General features: G+C 60.0%; 14 protein-coding genes. 10 read left to right on the top strand and 4 right to left on the bottom strand.

Features of this window, described 5'->3' with window-relative positions; all coding sequences use genetic code 11:
* The first annotated feature begins 123 nt into the window (after nt 1-123).
* On the top strand, nt 124-1,053 hold the full coding sequence (arcC, locus tag H7698_RS17210; protein ID WP_162438013.1) for a carbamate kinase: 930 nt from the start codon (nt 124-126) through the stop codon (nt 1,051-1,053).
* Nucleotides 1,054-1,065: 12 nt separating this feature from the next.
* Nucleotides 1,066-1,428, top strand: coding sequence for a DUF5064 family protein (locus tag H7698_RS17205; RefSeq protein WP_194692222.1), 363 nt, complete (start codon nt 1,066-1,068; stop codon nt 1,426-1,428).
* A gap of 99 nt (nt 1,429-1,527) precedes the next feature.
* On the opposite strand, the gene H7698_RS17200 is transcribed toward H7698_RS17205, so the two are convergent.
* On the bottom strand, nt 1,528-2,739 hold the full coding sequence (locus tag H7698_RS17200) for a type II toxin-antitoxin system HipA family toxin (protein WP_194692221.1): 1,212 nt from the start codon (nt 2,737-2,739) through the stop codon (nt 1,528-1,530).
* Nucleotides 2,739-3,083: a helix-turn-helix domain-containing protein gene (locus H7698_RS17195; protein WP_194692220.1), complete on the bottom strand. Its 345-nt coding sequence runs from the start codon at nt 3,081-3,083 to the stop codon at nt 2,739-2,741. Before H7698_RS17195 ends, H7698_RS17200 begins: the two co-directional genes overlap by 1 nt.
* A 328-nt stretch (nt 3,084-3,411) precedes the next feature.
* On the opposite strand from H7698_RS17195, the gene H7698_RS17190 reads away from it, so the two are divergent.
* The 4 genes from H7698_RS17190 to H7698_RS17175 all read left to right on the top strand — a co-directional run bounded on the left by H7698_RS17190 (nt 3,412) and on the right by H7698_RS17175 (nt 7,802).
* Nucleotides 3,412-4,065 (top strand): MliC family protein, encoded by a 654-nt coding sequence (locus tag H7698_RS17190; protein WP_442966298.1) that lies wholly within the window; start codon nt 3,412-3,414, stop codon nt 4,063-4,065.
* Nucleotides 4,066-4,128: 63 nt separating this feature from the next.
* Nucleotides 4,129-5,670 (top strand): efflux transporter outer membrane subunit, encoded by a 1,542-nt coding sequence (locus H7698_RS17185; RefSeq protein ID WP_194692219.1) that lies wholly within the window; start codon nt 4,129-4,131, stop codon nt 5,668-5,670.
* The gene (locus H7698_RS17180; protein ID WP_194692218.1) at nt 5,663-6,787 is read left to right on the top strand and encodes an HlyD family secretion protein; all 1,125 of its coding nucleotides are present in this window, start codon (nt 5,663-5,665) and stop codon (nt 6,785-6,787) included. Before H7698_RS17185 ends, H7698_RS17180 begins: the two co-directional genes overlap by 8 nt.
* Entirely contained in the window at nt 6,777-7,802 is a 1,026-nt protein-coding gene (locus H7698_RS17175; protein WP_194692217.1) for a DUF2955 domain-containing protein, read from the top strand. Before H7698_RS17180 ends, H7698_RS17175 begins: the two co-directional genes overlap by 11 nt.
* Here H7698_RS17175 and H7698_RS17170 read toward each other — a convergent pair.
* The gene (locus H7698_RS17170; RefSeq protein ID WP_194692216.1) at nt 7,787-8,242 is read right to left on the bottom strand and encodes a YMGG-like glycine zipper-containing protein; all 456 of its coding nucleotides are present in this window, start codon (nt 8,240-8,242) and stop codon (nt 7,787-7,789) included. The two genes, H7698_RS17175 and H7698_RS17170, sit on opposite strands and share 16 nt — an antisense overlap.
* A gap of 150 nt (nt 8,243-8,392) precedes the next feature.
* On the opposite strand from H7698_RS17170, the gene H7698_RS17165 reads away from it, so the two are divergent.
* Nucleotides 8,393-10,780, top strand: a complete 2,388-nt coding sequence (locus H7698_RS17165) for a DUF3772 domain-containing protein (protein ID WP_194692215.1) — start codon at nt 8,393-8,395, stop codon at nt 10,778-10,780.
* A 185-nt stretch (nt 10,781-10,965) separates the two neighbouring features.
* Here H7698_RS17165 and H7698_RS17160 read toward each other — a convergent pair whose 3' ends face one another.
* On the bottom strand, nt 10,966-11,886 hold the full coding sequence (locus H7698_RS17160; protein WP_194692214.1) for a helix-turn-helix domain-containing protein: 921 nt from the start codon (nt 11,884-11,886) through the stop codon (nt 10,966-10,968).
* A gap of 161 nt (nt 11,887-12,047) precedes the next feature.
* Here H7698_RS17160 and H7698_RS17155 point away from each other — a divergent pair, with 161 nt between their 5' ends.
* From H7698_RS17155 to H7698_RS17145, 3 genes are all read left to right on the top strand, one after another.
* Nucleotides 12,048-13,406, top strand: a complete 1,359-nt coding sequence (locus tag H7698_RS17155) for a glutamine synthetase family protein (protein WP_162440454.1) — start codon at nt 12,048-12,050, stop codon at nt 13,404-13,406.
* A 150-nt stretch (nt 13,407-13,556) separates the two neighbouring features.
* Nucleotides 13,557-14,645, top strand: a complete 1,089-nt coding sequence (locus H7698_RS17150; RefSeq protein WP_162440453.1) for a polyamine ABC transporter substrate-binding protein — start codon at nt 13,557-13,559, stop codon at nt 14,643-14,645.
* A complete protein-coding gene (locus H7698_RS17145) occupies nt 14,642-15,943 on the top strand; it encodes an NAD(P)/FAD-dependent oxidoreductase (RefSeq protein WP_194692213.1) in 1,302 nt (433 codons plus the stop codon). Before H7698_RS17150 ends, H7698_RS17145 begins: the two co-directional genes overlap by 4 nt.
* Nucleotides 15,944-16,041: the final 98 nt, after the last annotated feature.

Below are 16,041 nucleotides of genomic sequence, written 5' to 3'. Positions count from 1 at the left end.
TCCTTGTGGGAGCTGGCTTGCCAGCGATGGCCACACCTCGGTGTTTCAGAGACACCGCGGTGATGCCATCGCTGGCAAGCCAGCTCCCACAGGCCCGCTTTCTCTTCCAGAAGGACATGCACCATGCTTATCGTCGTTGCTCTGGGCGGTAACGCCCTGCTCCGTCGGGGCGAGCCCATGACCGCTGACAACCAGCGCGCCAACATCCGGATCGCCACCGAGCAGATCGCCAAGATCCATCCCGGCAATCAACTGGTCATTGCCCACGGCAACGGCCCCCAAGTCGGCCTGCTGTCGTTGCAGGCAGCCGCTTACACCTCGGTGTCGCCTTACCCGCTGGACGTACTCGGCGCTGAAACCGAAGGCATGATCGGCTACATCATCGAGCAGGAACTGGGCAACCTGCTGGATTTCGAAGTGCCGTTTGCCACGTTGCTGACCCAGGTCGAAGTGGACGCCAACGACCCGGCTTTCAAGAACCCCACCAAACCCATCGGCCCGGTCTACACCAAGGACGAGGCGGAAAAACTCGCTGCCGAGAAAGGCTGGGCCATTGCCCCTGACGGCGATAAATACCGGCGGGTGGTCGCCAGTCCCAAACCCAAACGCATCTTCGAAATCCGCCCGATCAAATGGTTACTGGAAAAAAGCAGCATCGTGATCTGCGCCGGGGGTGGCGGCATTCCGACGATGTACACCTCACCCGGCAAACTGGAAGGCGTCGAAGCGGTGATCGATAAAGACCTGTGTTCGGCGCTGCTGGCCGAGCAGCTTGATGCCGATCTGCTGGTGATCGCCACTGACGTCAGCGCTGCATTTATCGACTTCGGCAAACCGACGCAGAAAAGCATCGCCCAGGCGCACCCGGACGACATAGAGAAACTCGGCTTCGCTGCCGGCTCCATGGGACCGAAAGTGCAGGCAGCCTGCGAATTCGCGCGCCATACTGGAAAAGTCGCGGTGATCGGCTCACTGTCGGACATTGAAGCGATCGTCCAGGGCACAGCCGGCACGCGTATCAGCACGGCGACACCGGGCATTACCTACTTATAAGGAGAGACGTCCATGGCAACGTTTGAGCAAGGTCACTTGCACATCGAGCGACACGCGCTGAACAAGGAGGATGTCAGTTACAACCTGTGCATCGACTATGAACTCGCAACGGATCCCAAGGACGGCAAGGGCATGCAGTTCACTATGCACGGCACCATTCAGGGCAAGGAAATGACTGAGACGTTTTTTCTGCCCAAGGATCAGGCCTACAACTTCGCCAGCAACGTCACGAAAATTGCGGAGAAGTACGGTATTCCGAAGGACAAAAGCAGCATTGCTTCGATCCACAAACCCTACGACGAAATGTTCGAAGACGTGCGTTCTCAGTTGGATATGAAATCGGGTGACTCCGTCGACATTGAGCGCCTGGAGTAAGCCCGTACTAATCGAGGCCATTTATCGAGAGCGCACGGGGAAGACCGCGTGCGCCCTTCTCCCTCAATGATCAATGAGGGCTGACTCGGGGGGAGCAAGTTACCGCATTCGCGCTGCGCTCACCGTATCCCGAACCCTCTCCAGCTCCTCGCCGCGCACCCACCGCGAGTAATAGTCTTGCAGCTCTTCTTCCCAGCCGATGACCTCGTCCAGCACCTGTTCCGCGTGGTCGCGGGTCAGCGCAAAGTGTGTGTGATGGCTGAGCAGGTTGGCGCGACTGATCTGATTACCGTCGCGGCCAACGGCCATCGAAAGGGTCTGCGCAGGCCCCTCATCGACAATCGGCAACACGTCGTACATCGGCGAGAGCCGCCATTGTCCGGCAAGCCAGATGATCGAGTGGTTACGCGGATGGTCGTCGCTGTTACCCACCAAGGCGTTGTAGCACATGCGTTTGAACAGCTCGTGCAGATCGACATCCGGGACACCGCGCCGGCGCATTTCATCGGCCACTGCCGCATAACGCCAGTCGCGGTGGTACTGCTCGTTCCACTCCGAATCGAGCAAGGTGAGCGCACTGAGCATCGGGATGCGCCTGGCGCCATCGGCCAACGGTGTACGGTCGAAACGCTCGATCAATAGGGTCGAGGGCGTTTCGGCGTGCAGCGCAGTCTTGGCGACGTTCATTCCCTTCGAGGCGGCAAACGTCATGCAGGCGTATTCGATCGAGGGGAAATCGTACTGATCGAACCGGTCTCGCGGCTTGGCCAGAATCAACATCCCGTTATCCTGCAACGTGCGCTTGGGTCGCGCACCGCCCAGCGCAGAACGCTGGTGGCGGATGTTGAGCATCGCGACCGACTGATCGTCCAGTTGACCGTCATACACCGCTTCGCACGCTTCAATGAATTTCGCCAACCCTTTCAGCGTGGGTACCGGACCGTCGCCCAGACCGGGTGCGGGAACCGTCGCTGTCCCGGCCAGCAGGTTGCCGACGCGGTCGTTGTTGGGGGACTTGAGCAGAAACTCGATCGGCGCCAGCACTTGACCGAACGCGCGCTGGAGCAAGCGCTCGCCCCATCCGTCCGGCATGGCATCGTTGATAAACCCGGGTATGCCGCGGTTCTTGGTGATGCCCTTGTAGGCTTCGGCGCGCAACGGATAGTTGACCGGATCCGGGACCCAGCCACCTCGCTCGACATAGTCAGGGGCATAAATGAATTCGCCAGACTTCCCCTGCAGCGTCAGCCTGCCAAGGGTCAGCATCTCTGCGGTGTCCGGGTGCTCCATGTAGATGTAGGCACGGGACATCAGAAGTCCTCCGCTTTGGGTTTCGGCAACCGCACGCGCTTGGAGGCGATGCTCTGGTAGGCGTCCTCATCCGTCACGTAACGGGCGACCTGCGAAGTGGTTTCGATGCCTTCCAGCGAGTGGAATACGGTCTCGTTGATGCCCAGGCGCCACAGGACGAGCATGAACGATCGCAGGTCGACCAGCGCCGATCCGTTCTCGATTTTGCGCAGCGTGTGTTCGGAAATGCCCAGGCTCGCCTTGAAGTCAGCTTGGCGCAGGCCCAATGCCAGACGTCTCGATTTGACCAATAGGCCTATTTTGCCGAGCGTATCGGCGCAGGACACCGGAAAAAATTCGTTCATAAAGCACACCACGATGAGCGTTATCTATCTTAAGGCTAACCATACCACGCATTATCAGACTGAACACGTGCGGTTAATATTAACGGTGGTAGCCATTAAATAGAATAAGACTCACCGTCGTTGGTGTTATCAGCTTAAACAGACGACTAAAGTGGTGGCCATTCTGCAAGCCGTCCAGCACCTGCACGTTGGCTTTTCACATCTGTGGCTACTATACAATTCTGCGCCAGCAACCTTTCTGCCATGCAAAGAGCAACCTCGATGACAGGACGGCTGGAATACGTGGCTCATCCTGGTGGTACCGATTTCCAATCAACCTGGATCGATCATGAAAATGCTCACGGGCAAGTGCACAGGTTATTTCGTCATCTGTGCGGCGATGGTCACCGGTTCGAGTGCGGCGACTTCTGCGCCGATGTTCAAGACCAGTTTCGATTGCGCCACAGCAACAGCGCCGGTTGAAAAGTTGATCTGCCGCGATGCTCAGCTGGCGCGGATGGACCTGGAATTGAACCGTCTGTATCGCCTGGCGCTGACGGACGAGCGTTCGGTTCCGCCTCCCGAAAAGGTCATCACCGATCAGCAATTCTGGACCCTGTTACGCAATCAGTGTGCGAGCGAGGCGAATCCCAAAGCCTGCACCGTGGGTCGTTATGCCGAACGCGCCTACCAGTTGCGCCAGGGCTCGGCCATTGTCAGAACCCGCGACCCCGACAGGCTCACCGAGGGCCCCTTCGCGTTCAAATGTGCCGGGTTGAATGCGCTGATCTCCGCCACTTTCTTCAATGCCGATCCCGGCGTTGTCTACCTCCGTTGGGCGAACACCTCGATGACCCTGAGCCAGGAACCCGGTGGCTCGGGGATTCGATACAGCGGCAAGGACGGCACGGGTTTTTACAGTTTCTGGCAAAGCGCCGATGACGTGCTATTCCAAAAGCCGGGAGCCGGGCAAATGAGCTGTAAAGCGGAGCCGATTGGGTAACACCGGACGAGGCGCGAATGGACGTCTATGCTCCCTTGGAATCCGGCCGCTGGAAAACATTCGATGCAAGCAAAAAGCCCCCTGCTGATTCGTCCGGAACATGTCCTGTGGGTCGGTGTTTTAGCGCTGGGTGGCTGCGTGCAGTTGGGCCCCAATTTCCAGTCGCCGGCTGAGCCGTGGGTCGATCACTGGAGCTCTGCGGCTATCGAGCAATCCAGCCAGCGGGGACCGAACCCGGATATCCGTCAGTGGTGGCACGTGTTCAATGATCCGCTGCTCGACCAGTTGATTGCCGAATCCGATGCGCACAACTCAGACCTGAAAATCGCCGGATTGCGGGTGATGCAAGCCCGCGCCCAGTTGGGCATTGCCCAGAGCGGGCGCTATCCGCAACTGCAGCAGGCCAGCGCCGACAGCCTGTACGTCAATCGCCGGCAATCGGGTGGCAATAATCCTCAGGACAACCATTTCTGGCAGCACAGCGCCGGCTTCGATGTCGGTTGGGAACTGGATTTTTGGGGGCGCTTCAGTCGTGCCATCGAATCTTCCGACGCCAGCTACTTCGCCGCACAAGCCAACTATGAAGACGTGCTCGTATTGCTGCGGGCGCAAGTGGCCGACACCTACTATTCGCTGCGTACCACCGAAGCCCGTCTGCGCGTCGCCCAAGCCAACGCTAGCCAGCAAAAGCGCAATTTTGAAATCACCGAAAAACTGTTCAAGAGCGGGCAGAACGCCGAGCTCGACCTGCAACAAGCCAAGTCCCAGTACCTTGGCACGCTGAGCACCATTCCCGGTTTCGAAGACCAGCTCGCGCGAACCCGCAATGCCCTGGCCGTCCTGATCGGGCGTCCTCCCGGCGCGCTGCCGCCACTGGCGAACCATGAAGGCCTGATCCCCCTGGTCGACCGTGCGGTGCTCCAGGATGTCCCGGCCAGCCTGTTGCTGCGTCGGCCCGATGTACGTGCAGCCGAGCTTAATGTGGCCGCGCAGTCAGCCCTGATCGGCGTGGCTGAAACCGACTTCTACCCTTCGCTGACCTTGCTCGGCAGTATCGTCTGGTCGGCTGACACCTTGAGCGGGACGTCGCGAAGCCTGGACCTGGTGGGGGGCCCCAGCCTGCGCTGGAACCTGTTCGACCATGGCCAGATCAGCAACAACGTACGGCTCCAGGATGCGCGATTGCAGGAACTGATCGAGGCTTACCGCGACAAGGTTCGCCAGGCCGCGCGGGAGGCCGATGATGCTGCCGTCGGCCTGATCAAATCCCTGGAACGCGAACAGATCCTGAGCCAGGCAGAAACCGCTGCCAAGCGGTCTCTGGTGCTGGCCAGCTCGCAATACCGCGAAGGGTATTCCGACTTCCAGCGCGTGCTGGATGCGCAACGTGCATTGCTCGAACAACAGGACAATTACCTGGTCAGCCGCAGCAATGCCGTGAGCAACGTGATTGCCCTCTACAAGGCCCTGGGCGGTGGCTGGTACAGCGCTCTCCCAAGGGTCGACGACGCCACCCGTCAACAGATGAAACAACGCACGGACTGGGGCGACTTGCTCGATGAGCCCGCGCCTGCGCAACCGGAAAAGGTGAACGACCATGAGTGAAGCGCCCGCGCCCTCCCCCGAGATTGCCAAACCGCCTGCCGATCCGGCAAAAAAAGGCATCAAGTGGGTCCTGCTGCTGATCATCCTGAGCCTCGCCTGGTACCTGTTGGCGGATCGCTTCACGCCCTATACCCAACAAGCACGCGTGGGCGCCTTTGTGATTCCGGTGGCTTCCGAAGTGGCGGGCCGGGTGATTCGGGTCAACGTGCGCAACAATCAGGACGTCAAGGCCGGTGATGTGCTGTTCGAAGTCGACCCGCAGCCCTATCAGATCGCTGCCGACCGCGCCCGTGCGGACCTTGAATCGACCCGCCGCCAAGTCGGCGCCAGCACCGCCGGGATTGCCGCCGCGCAAGCCAACCTGCGTGCCGCCCAGGCCAATGAGCTCAAGGCTCGTCAGGAGAATCAGCGTCTTGAAGGCTTGTATCGCGATGACCCTGGCACCATCTCGGTACGCCTGCTCGAGGTCTCAAGGGCCGATCGTGAAAAAGCCGTCAGCCAGGTGGCCGCCGCACGGGCCGAAGTTCAACGGGCGCGCGAACAGGAAGGTGGCAATGAACAAGACAACGCCTTGCTGCGCAGCGCCGCCACAGCGCTGGCCAAGGCCGAGCTGGACCAGGCCAACACGCAAATTCGCGCACGCTCCAATGGACTGGTCACCGATTTGCGCACCGACGTCGGGCAGTTCGCGGCGGCCGGCGCGCCAGTGATGACCCTGATCGCCATCCACGACGTGTGGATCAGCGCGGACATGACCGAGAACAACCTCGGCCTGCTCAAACCCGATACGCCGGTCTCGATCGTGCTGGATGCCTTGCCGGGCGAGGTCTTCGAGGGTCGGGTGCGCAGTGTCGGCTCCGGCGTCAGCGTCGGCCAAACGGCGGCGCCCGGCACCTTGCCCTCCGTGCAGAACAGCCGCGACTGGTTGCGGCCGGCGCAGCGTTTTCCGGTGATTGTCGAATTTTCCGAGGACGCTCGAAAAGTGCTGCGCGACAGCCGCGCCATCCGTGCCGGTGGGCAGGCAGAGATCATGGCCTTCCCCTCCCAGGGTAATCCGCTGAACCCGCTGGGCCGCCTGTTTCTGTGGTCGATGAGCTGGATGTCGTATGCCTATTAAGCGCACCGTTCGGGATCAGCGCGCGTTGCGCCTGGCTACCGGCACGGCGTTGTGCCTGGCAATCAGCTTCGCGGCGGGACTGCCGATTCCGTTTATTTCGCCGGTATTGGCGGTGCTGTTGTTAACGGCGCTCAACCGGGCGCTGACGTTGAAGGCGGGATTGGTGTTGGCACTGGTAGCGATGCTCACGACTGGCGTCGGGCTGGTGTTGATCCCGGTTCTGCGTTACTACCCGTTCCCCGGTGTATTGATAGTGGGTACCTGCCTGTTCCTGGCGTTCCGGTTTGGCTTGCAGGGTGGCAACGTCCTGATTGTGACGTTTCTGGTGATCGGTTTGACGATGATTTCCGCGGCGGGCGTCGCCGAGTTCGATCTGGCGGCGACGGTCATCGGTGCGCTGGTCAAAGGGCTGCTTCTCGCCATCGCGGTGGTCGCGGTGAGTCACGCGTTGTTTCCCGAACCGGCGAATCTTCCTTCGCCACCGGTTGCCCCCGTTCCCTCCCCTGAAGAGTCTGCAAGGGTGGCGCTACGGGCAACCCTGATCGTCTTGCCGACATTCCTGCTGGCACTGATCGATCCGGCCAGCTACCTGCCGATCATCCTCAAGGCGGTTGGCTTGGGACAGCAAAGCTCCACCACGAATGCCCGGCATGCCGGCCGCGAGCTCGTCGGCTCCACCTTGCTCGGTGGACTACTGGCGGTCTTGTTCTGGTGTGCCCTGAGTCTGTTCGTGCATGTGTGGATGTTCTTTCTGTGGATGCTGCTCTTCGGCCTGGTATTGGCGCGCAAGTTATACGCCCTGAGCCGGACGCGTTTCAGTCCGGGCTTCTGGGTCAACACGCTGATCACGCTGATCATCCTGCTCGGCCAGTCAGTGCAGGACAGTGCTGCGGGCAAAGACGTCTATACGGCGTTCGCTGTCCGCATGAGCTTGTTCATCGTCGTGACGCTGTACGCCGTGCTGATGGTTCACCTACTGGAGCAGCGCAAGGCACCCGCTCAGGGATTAACCTGATAGCCCCGGCCTTGCAAGCAACCCACGTAGGCGGCTGAACTGTTGGCGGCGCTGGTTTTTTCCTGTTCCCGGCGATCCTGACGCTGCCGTGAGCCGCCAGCCACCGCACCGGCTGCAGCGGTGCCTTTGGCCTGGTTCTGGCGATAATCCTGCTTGGTGTCATCGTCGACACGGTCATACACCTCGTCATGGCGGTTCCCGCGAACCTGGGCCCCTGCCGCACCCGCCGCAGCGCCCACGGCAGCACCTTTCAATCTTCCGCCGGAAGGCGATGGCGCAGCGGCGGCACTCTGGCTGGCGGCCACGTTCTGGCAGTCGGTGGTGTCCAGCTGGATTTGCTGTGAGGTCTGTCCTTTAAGAGGCACTACCGATTGGGCCCATGCCGGGGCAACGCACACCGATACCGCCAGGCATAAGCCAAGGGACGACAAACTGTTCATGTTGCACACCTCGTTGACTGAATGAGCCAAAACCAGTTTAGGTCACCCCCCCGGGCGACCGCGTGCAGAGCGATGAATGACACCGCTCGCTTTTCTGCGTGATGGCCTAACCTCATAGGCTGAGACTCAACAACAGAGCCGAACTCGCCTATGCGTCATGCACTGAAGTGGATGATCTTGACCGCACTCACGCTGCTGGCGTCCAGCGGTGCAGCGCTGGGAGCCGCTGAGGCGCCAGTGTCGATTGCCGGGTCTGCCGGGACGTCGTCGCATGCGGTTTCCGAAAGCGATCTGTCAGGCCTGCAGCTAAGGCTGGATCGCATCAAACAACAGATATCGCTGGCCAATAACCTGAGCCAGATGGTCGGTCTGCAGGATACGGTTCAGCGGTATATCAGTGACGTGGATACCCTTGAGTCCGCGTTGCTGCCCGAACAGAAACAGTTGCAGGCCCAACTGGACGTACTGGGCCCGATATCATCCGTCGAGATCGGTGGAGACCTTTCGGATATCGCCACCCAACGGGCCGTTCTGTCCGAACAGAAGAGAAAGGTCGATGCCACACTCAAAACACTGACAGCGCTCAGGGACAGCGCCGCCGGGCTCATTGCTCAGATCGCCGGTATTCGACGCAGCCTTCTGGAAAGCGAAGTCACCCAGCGCAACGCCAGCATCTTGTCACCTCGTTTCTGGTCGCCCCTGTTTAATCTGACGCCTGAAGATCGCCAGCGACTGCAAGACTTTATCCGCGATGTCCGAATCTCCCTGGCGCTTGCCTGGCAACCGGGCGAACGCCTGTTGGCCGCTGCGATCATCCTGCTGGCGCTGGTCGTCTGGATCTGGGGCCGTAGAGTGGCCGATCGCGCACTGACGTGGATCTGCATTCACCGAATGCCTGAGGGGCGTCTGCGTCGAAGTTCGCTCGCCTTCGCCTCGGTGGTGGCCACGGTGCTGACCACCGCCTGCGCGATGCAACTGCTGTTCTACGCGCTGAACCGGCAACTGCCGCTAACCCCCATCGTGCAGAACTTCGCTGACGAGTTCGAAAAACTGATTTACACCTGCGTTCTGGTGACCGGTTTGAGCCGGGCATTGCTGTCGACAGAGCACCCGTCGTGGCGCCTGCCCGTGATGGCCGATTCCGTGGCACTGGCGCTCAAACGCTATCCCCGCCTCCTGGCCTGTGTGCTTTTACTGCTGGTCGGTCTTTCGCAAGTCATCTATGTCACCGGCATGAGCAACGCGGCGGTATTACAGGGACGTGGTGTGATTTCACTGGCCGTTACGCTGGTCTTTGTAGCGTTGTTCCATCAGGCCAGCAAAGCCCGCCGAGCATTGGCCGCGACCGGTGAACCTTCAGAAGCAAGCACCACGCTGGCCGGCCTGATCTATACCGTTGTCAGCATCGCCATCTTCATCTCGTTGATTGCGCTGCTGATCGGCTACGTTTCACTGGCGAGGTTCATCACGTATGAACTGGTGTGGGGATTCATCATCCTGTCCGGGTTTTACCTGCTCATTCAATTGTTCAAGGACAGTTGCGAGTACTTGTTTTCAGCCAGGAGCCCCAGCGGCAAAGCCATTAAGCAATTGCTCGGGATCGGCGACACACGCCTGGAACAGGTTTCAATCGTCTTGTCTGGCGTCGGGCGCGCCGCGCTGCTGTTGCTCGCCCTGATCTGCATGATTGTCGGCGGCGTTGGCACCACCCTTGGGCAGTTGTTTGACCAGGCCGTCGCCATCCTCGGTGGCGATGGCCTGCGCAAACTCAACATCATCCCCGGCCACCTGCTCAATGCCGTGTTGGCGCTGTTAGTGGGTGTCTACCTGATTCGATCCCTGCGCCGCTGGCTGGATAACGAATTCCTGCCGAAAACCGACATGGATCCCGGCATGTGTGCGTCGCTCAGCACGCTGTTCGCCAACATCGGCTACGCCCTGGTGATCTTGCTGACGTTGTCGTCATTGGGCATCCAGTGGACGAACCTGGCGTGGATCGTCAGCGCCTTGTCCGTGGGTATCGGCTTTGGCTTGCAGGAGATCGTCAAAAACTTCGTGTCCGGCCTGATCCTGCTGACTGAACGCCCGGTGAAAGTCGGCGACCTGATCAGCATCAGTGGCGTAGAAGGCGATATCCGGCGCATCAACGTACGGGCCACCGAAATACAACTCAGCGATCGCTCCATCGTCATCGTCCCCAACTCGCAATTGATCTCGCAAAACCTGCGCAACGTCACCCTGGGTGGCAGCGCTCAAGGGGTGGCGTCGCTGGAGCTGACCTTCCCGCTGGACATCGACCCCGAACAAGTCAGGAACCTGCTGTACGACACCTATTGCGAAAACGAAAGCATCCTCGACAAACCGGCGCCGACCGTGCGCTTCAGCAAACTGAGCCCGGAAGGCATCACCCTGACCATCACTGGCTACGTCAGCAGCCCGCGCATTGTCGGCACGACCAAAAGTGATTTGCTGTTCGAGGTTTTGAAACGCTTGGGAGCGGCAGGCATTGAACTGGCCAAGCCGGCGTCGACGGTGTGATCCATCCGCAAACGGTCAAGCAGATGAGCAACTGTGGCGAGGGGATTTAGCGAAACGTCGCACCGCCCCGTTCGGCTGCGCAGCAGTCGTAAAGATTTTGGGGCCGCTGCGCGCCCCGACGGGGATAAATCCCCTCGCCACGACACAGCCGAACGCAGGCTTCGCCAGCTGCTACAAATGCGTGTTCAGGCCAGAATTCGTTTTTGCGCGCTACGCTTCAAGGTTTCGCTCGGGAGCTCTTTGAACAACGCGCGATAACTGCTGGAAAACCGCCCCAAATGCCAGAAGGACCAGTTCATGGCGACTTCGGCCACGGTGGTTTCCATCGGCGTGCGACTGAGCAGTTCGCGGTGTGCGCTGTTGAGGCGGCGCAGGCGCAGCCAATGAGTCGGGGTCATGCCGGTATAGGCCTTGAACGCGTGCTGCACCTGACGCAGTGACACCCCGGCAATCTGCGAAAGCTCCAGCAGGTTCAGCGTTTCTTCAGGCGAATCCGCCGCCCATTCACCGATGCGCTTCATCACCGAACGCTCCTCGGTGCGACGTTGCAACGCCCCACGATCAAGGCACACGCAGGCGTTGTCGAGCAGGTACAGGCAGTCTTCCAGCAACTGCTGGGTCAAGGCTTCCTTGCTCGGGGGGTCGAGTGTCTGCGCGAGTTGGGTCAAGGTGCTGCTGAGCCAGCGACTGAACAATGCGTTCTGCCCCGAATTCAGCGGCGCCAGGAACAACCCTTCCAGCCTGGCGACATCCAGCCCATGACGTTGAACGAACTCCGGACCGAACACCACGGCGATTTCCTGGTAGTTCTCCGGGGTGATCCAGATGTTGCGGCTCTCGCCATTGAGCATATACAGCGCGTTGTCACTGCGATCGAAACAGAACGCCAACGAGCCTTCGGGCGCACTGAAATTCTGCTCGACCCGGGTGTTCATCTGCTCTTCGTAGATTTCCACGCCCTGCAGGTCCAGATAGCGCACCCGCCCGGCGAAATGCCCCGGTGACATCTGCTGGTACTGCTGCACCCAACCCGGCGTGGCGCGGATTTGCTCGGCGACATCTTCGGTGTTGAACGCTTGGACGTGTAACGGACTGAACGTTGTCATGGGTGACCTTGCGCACTCTTTTGGTGCGTTTTGGTGCTGCTGAAAGTGGATAGATGGATCTGCAAGGCTCGCCCAAGATAGTCGTCAACGCGTCTCAGGGGAAGTGTGTGGTGGATGAAACCACCCTCCCCGGCGTTAATAAAACCAATAACGAGGTCTTTATGAATGTCCCCTTCGATCAGCTGTTCACGTGGCTGAAAGATCACAAGATTACCGAAGTCGAATGCGTCGTCAGCGACCTGACCGGCATTGCACGCGGCAAAATTGCACCCACCAACAAGTTCCTGCATGAGCGAGGCATGCGCCTGCCGGAAAGTGTGCTGTTGCAAACGGTAACCGGGGACTTCGTCGACGACGACATCTACTACGACCTGCTTGATCCGGCTGACATCGACATGGTTTGCAAGCCCGATGCCGACGCGGTCTACGTGGTGCCATGGGCCATCGAACCGACCGCCATCGTGATCCACGACACCTTCGACAAGTTCGGCAACCCGATCGAACTGTCGCCGCGCAACGTGTTGAAAAAAGTCCTGCAGCTGTATACCGACAAAGGCTGGCGGCCGATTGTTGCGCCGGAAATGGAGTTCTACCTCACGCAACGTTGCGAAGACCCGGACCTGCCGCTCAAAGCGCCCCTGGGCCGTTCGGGCCGCGCGGAAAGTGGCCGCCAGTCGTTTTCCATCGACGCTGCCAACGAATTCGATCCGCTGTTCGAAGACGTCTACGACTGGTGCGAATTGCAAGGCCTGGACCTCGACACGCTGATCCACGAGGACGGCCCGGCGCAGATGGAGATCAACTTCCGGCACGGCAACGCGCTGGACCTGGCCGATCAGATCACCGTGTTCAAACGCACGATGCGCGAAGCTGCGCTCAAGCACAACGTGGCAGCCACGTTCATGGCCAAGCCGATTGGTGACGAGCCGGGCAGCGCCATGCACATCCACCAGAGTGTGGTGGACATCGCCACCGGTCAGCCGATTTTCGTCAACGCTGACGGGACGATGAGCGAGCTGTTCCTGCACCATATCGGCGGCCTGCAAAAGTACATTCCAAAAGTACTGCCGATGTTCGCCCCCAACGTGAACTCCTTCCGCCGCTTCCTGCCGGACACCTCGGCACCGGTGAACGTCGAATGGGGCGAAGAAAACCGCACCGTCGGCTTGCGTGTGCCGACCTCGAGCCCTGAATCGATGCGCGTGGAAAACCGTCTGCCAGGCGCTGACGCCAACCCTTACCTGGCCATTGCCGCCAGCCTGTTGTGCGGCTACCTCGGCATGGTCGAGCGCGTCGAGCCGAGCGCGGCGGTCGAAGGTCGGGCCTATGAGCGGCGCAACCTGCGCCTGCCGATCACCATCGAGGACGCTCTGACGCAGATGGAAGAATGCGAAACCATCGAGAAGGTGCTGGGCAGCAAATTCGTTCGCGGCTATGTCGCGGTCAAGCGTGCAGAACACGAGAACTTCAAACGCGTGATCAGCTCGTGGGAGCGGGAGTTCCTGTTGTTCAGCGTCTAGTCCTTCGTTGCCAGTACCACCGCTATCGCCAGCAGGCTAGCTCCCACAGGGGAATGCATTCCAAATGTAGGAGCTAGCCTGCTGGCGATAGCGGCCACCCAAACACCAGAGAACCACCTGAAAAAATCCAATAAATCCAAGAGGTGTCGAATGCGTCTATTGAAATCCGTGGTTCCGGCCACACTGGCTTTGCTCTTCAGCGCTATTGCCCAGGCTCAGCCCACCGTCAGTGTCTACAACTGGACCGATTACATTGGCGAAACCACCCTCGCCGACTTCCAGGCAAAAACCGGGATCAAAGTCATCTACGACGTGTTCGATTCCAATGAAACACTGGAAGGCAAGTTGCTCGCCGGCCGCACCGGTTACGACGTGGTAGTCCCGTCCAACCACTTTCTGGCTCGCCAGGTAAAGGCTGGCGCGTTCCTTAAACTGGATCGCTCGCAGCTGCCGAACTTCAAGAACCTCGACCCCAAACTCCTGGCGCTGCTGGAGAAGAACGACCCGAACAACGAGCATTCGGTCCCGTACCTGTGGGGCACCAATGGCATCGGCTACAACGTCGACAAGGTCAAGCAAGTGCTGGGCGTCGATCACATCGATTCCTGGGCCGTGTTGTTCGAACCGGAAAACCTGAAAAAACTCAGCCAGTGCGGCGTGTCGATGATGGACTCGGCGGACGAAGTGTTCCCGGCCGTCCTCAATTACATGGGCATGGACCCGCGCAGCGAGAACCCCGAGGACTTCAAAAAAGCCGAAGCCAAATTACTCAGCATCCGGCCGTACATCACCTACTTCCACTCCTCCAAGTACGTATCGGACCTGGCCAACGGCGACATCTGCGTAGCGTTCGGTTACTCGGGTGACGTGTTCCAGGCCGCGAACCGTGCCAAGGAAGCGAAGAACGGCGTGAACATCGCGTATGCCATTCCCAAGGAAGGCAGCAACCTGTGGTTCGACCTGTTGGCGATTCCGGCCGACGCCAGCAACCCGAAAGAAGCCCATGCTTTCATCAACTACCTGCTCGACCCGCAAGTGATTGCCAAGGTCAGTGCGTCGGTCGGTTACGCCAACCCCAACCCGGCCGCCAAGCAGTACATGGACCCGGAACTGGTGAACAATCCAGAGGTGTACCCGCCTCAGGAAGTGCTCGATAAACTTTACATCTCGACCACCCCGCCCCAGTCGATCATGCGACTGATGACCCGCTCCTGGAGCAAAGTGAAGTCCAACAAATGAATCAGTACACCCAGGAACACGCGCATTCTTATTACGCCGCCACAGCCAAGGGCATGGCGCCCTACCCGACCCTGGCAACGGACCTGGTGGCTGATGTCTGTGTGATCGGCGGCGGCTTCACTGGGGTCAACACCGCCATCGAACTCGCGCAACGCGGGCTCTCGGTGATCCTTCTGGAGGCGCGACGGATCGGCTGGGGTGCCAGTGGGCGCAACGGCGGGCAACTGATTCGCGGTATCGGGCATGACGTCAGTGGGTTCGCCCGCTACGTCGGGCAGGAAGGTGTGCGCTATCTGGAGCGTGCCGGCACCGAATCGGTGGAACTGGTCGGCGCTCGGATCCGCGAACACGCGATCGATTGCGACCTGCGCTGGGGCTTTTGCGAACTGGCCAATACCCCGGCGCAATTTGCGGCGTTCAACGTCGAGCAGCAGGCACTCGCGCAATCCGGTTATGCCCATGAGACCCGCCTCGTCGGGCCTGAACAGATTCGCGAGCAAGTGGTGAATGCCGGGGTATATGCCGGTGGTCTGGTCGACATGGGCTCGGGGCATCTGCACCCGCTCAACCTGATCCTGGGTGAAGCGCGGGTGGCTGACTCTCTCGGTGTGCGGATCTTCGAGCAGAGCCCGGTGCTGGAGCTGATCCATGGCGACACGGTGCAGGTTCGCTGCGCCGGCGGCACAGTCCGCGCCGGCCAGTTGGTGCTCGCGTGCAATGCGCATCTGGACGAACTCGAACCCAAACTCAGCGGTAAGGTGCTACCGGCCGGCAGCTACATCATCGCCACCGAGCCGTTGGCGCCTGAAGTGGCTGCACAATTGATCCCGCACAACCTTGCGTTGTGCGATCAAAAGGTGGGGCTGGATTACTACCGGCTTTCGGCGGATCGGCGTTTGCTGTTCGGCGGCGCCTGTCATTACTCCGGACGGGACCCGGCAGACATCACCGCCTACATGCGTCCGCACATGCTCAAGGTGTTCCCGCAACTGGCGGATGTGCGCATTGATTATCAATGGGGCGGCAAGATCGGCATCTCGGCCAATCGCTTCCCGCAGGTCGGCCGCTTGAGCCAGCACCCGAACGTATTCTACGCCCAGGGTTACTCCGGCCACGGCCTGAACGTGACCCACTGGTGCGCCAGGCTGTTGGGCGAAGCGATTCATGCCGGGCATAGCCAGGGCTTTGATGTGTTCAGCGCCGTGCCGCACATGACCTTCCCCGGAGGCCCGCTGCTGCGCTCGCCATTGCTGGCGATGGGGATGCTCTGGTATCGCTTGCGAGAGGTGTTGGGCTGAGAGGTTGGGACTGAAATACCATTCCTTGTAGGAGCCTGCCGAGTGAAACGAGGCGGCGATCTTTTGATCTTGTATTTAAAGTGCAAGATCAAAAGATC

The organism is Pseudomonas sp. p50(2008), from assembly GCF_015351605.1.
Taxonomy (GTDB): Bacteria; Pseudomonadota; Gammaproteobacteria; order Pseudomonadales; family Pseudomonadaceae; genus Aquipseudomonas.
This window is presented reverse-complemented; position numbering and strand designations above follow the sequence as displayed.

Coding starts and splice junctions, on each gene's coding strand:
- H7698_RS17185 (WP_194692219.1), top strand. CDS start 4,129: ATGCAAGCAAAAAGCCCCCTGCTGATTCGTCCGGAACATGTCCTGTGG.
- H7698_RS17200 (WP_194692221.1), bottom strand. CDS start 2,739: ATGTCCCGTGCCTACATCTACATGGAGCACCCGGACACCGCAGAGATG.
- H7698_RS17205 (WP_194692222.1), top strand. CDS start 1,066: ATGGCAACGTTTGAGCAAGGTCACTTGCACATCGAGCGACACGCGCTG.
- H7698_RS17195 (WP_194692220.1), bottom strand. CDS start 3,083: ATGAACGAATTTTTTCCGGTGTCCTGCGCCGATACGCTCGGCAAAATA.
- H7698_RS17155 (WP_162440454.1), top strand. CDS start 12,048: ATGAATGTCCCCTTCGATCAGCTGTTCACGTGGCTGAAAGATCACAAG.
- H7698_RS17190 (WP_442966298.1), top strand. CDS start 3,412: ATGAAAATGCTCACGGGCAAGTGCACAGGTTATTTCGTCATCTGTGCG.
- H7698_RS17175 (WP_194692217.1), top strand. CDS start 6,777: ATGCCTATTAAGCGCACCGTTCGGGATCAGCGCGCGTTGCGCCTGGCT.
- H7698_RS17145 (WP_194692213.1), top strand. CDS start 14,642: ATGAATCAGTACACCCAGGAACACGCGCATTCTTATTACGCCGCCACA.
- arcC (WP_162438013.1), top strand. CDS start 124: ATGCTTATCGTCGTTGCTCTGGGCGGTAACGCCCTGCTCCGTCGGGGC.
- H7698_RS17165 (WP_194692215.1), top strand. CDS start 8,393: ATGCGTCATGCACTGAAGTGGATGATCTTGACCGCACTCACGCTGCTG.
- H7698_RS17150 (WP_162440453.1), top strand. CDS start 13,557: ATGCGTCTATTGAAATCCGTGGTTCCGGCCACACTGGCTTTGCTCTTC.
- H7698_RS17170 (WP_194692216.1), bottom strand. CDS start 8,242: ATGAACAGTTTGTCGTCCCTTGGCTTATGCCTGGCGGTATCGGTGTGC.
- H7698_RS17160 (WP_194692214.1), bottom strand. CDS start 11,886: ATGACAACGTTCAGTCCGTTACACGTCCAAGCGTTCAACACCGAAGAT.
- H7698_RS17180 (WP_194692218.1), top strand. CDS start 5,663: ATGAGTGAAGCGCCCGCGCCCTCCCCCGAGATTGCCAAACCGCCTGCC.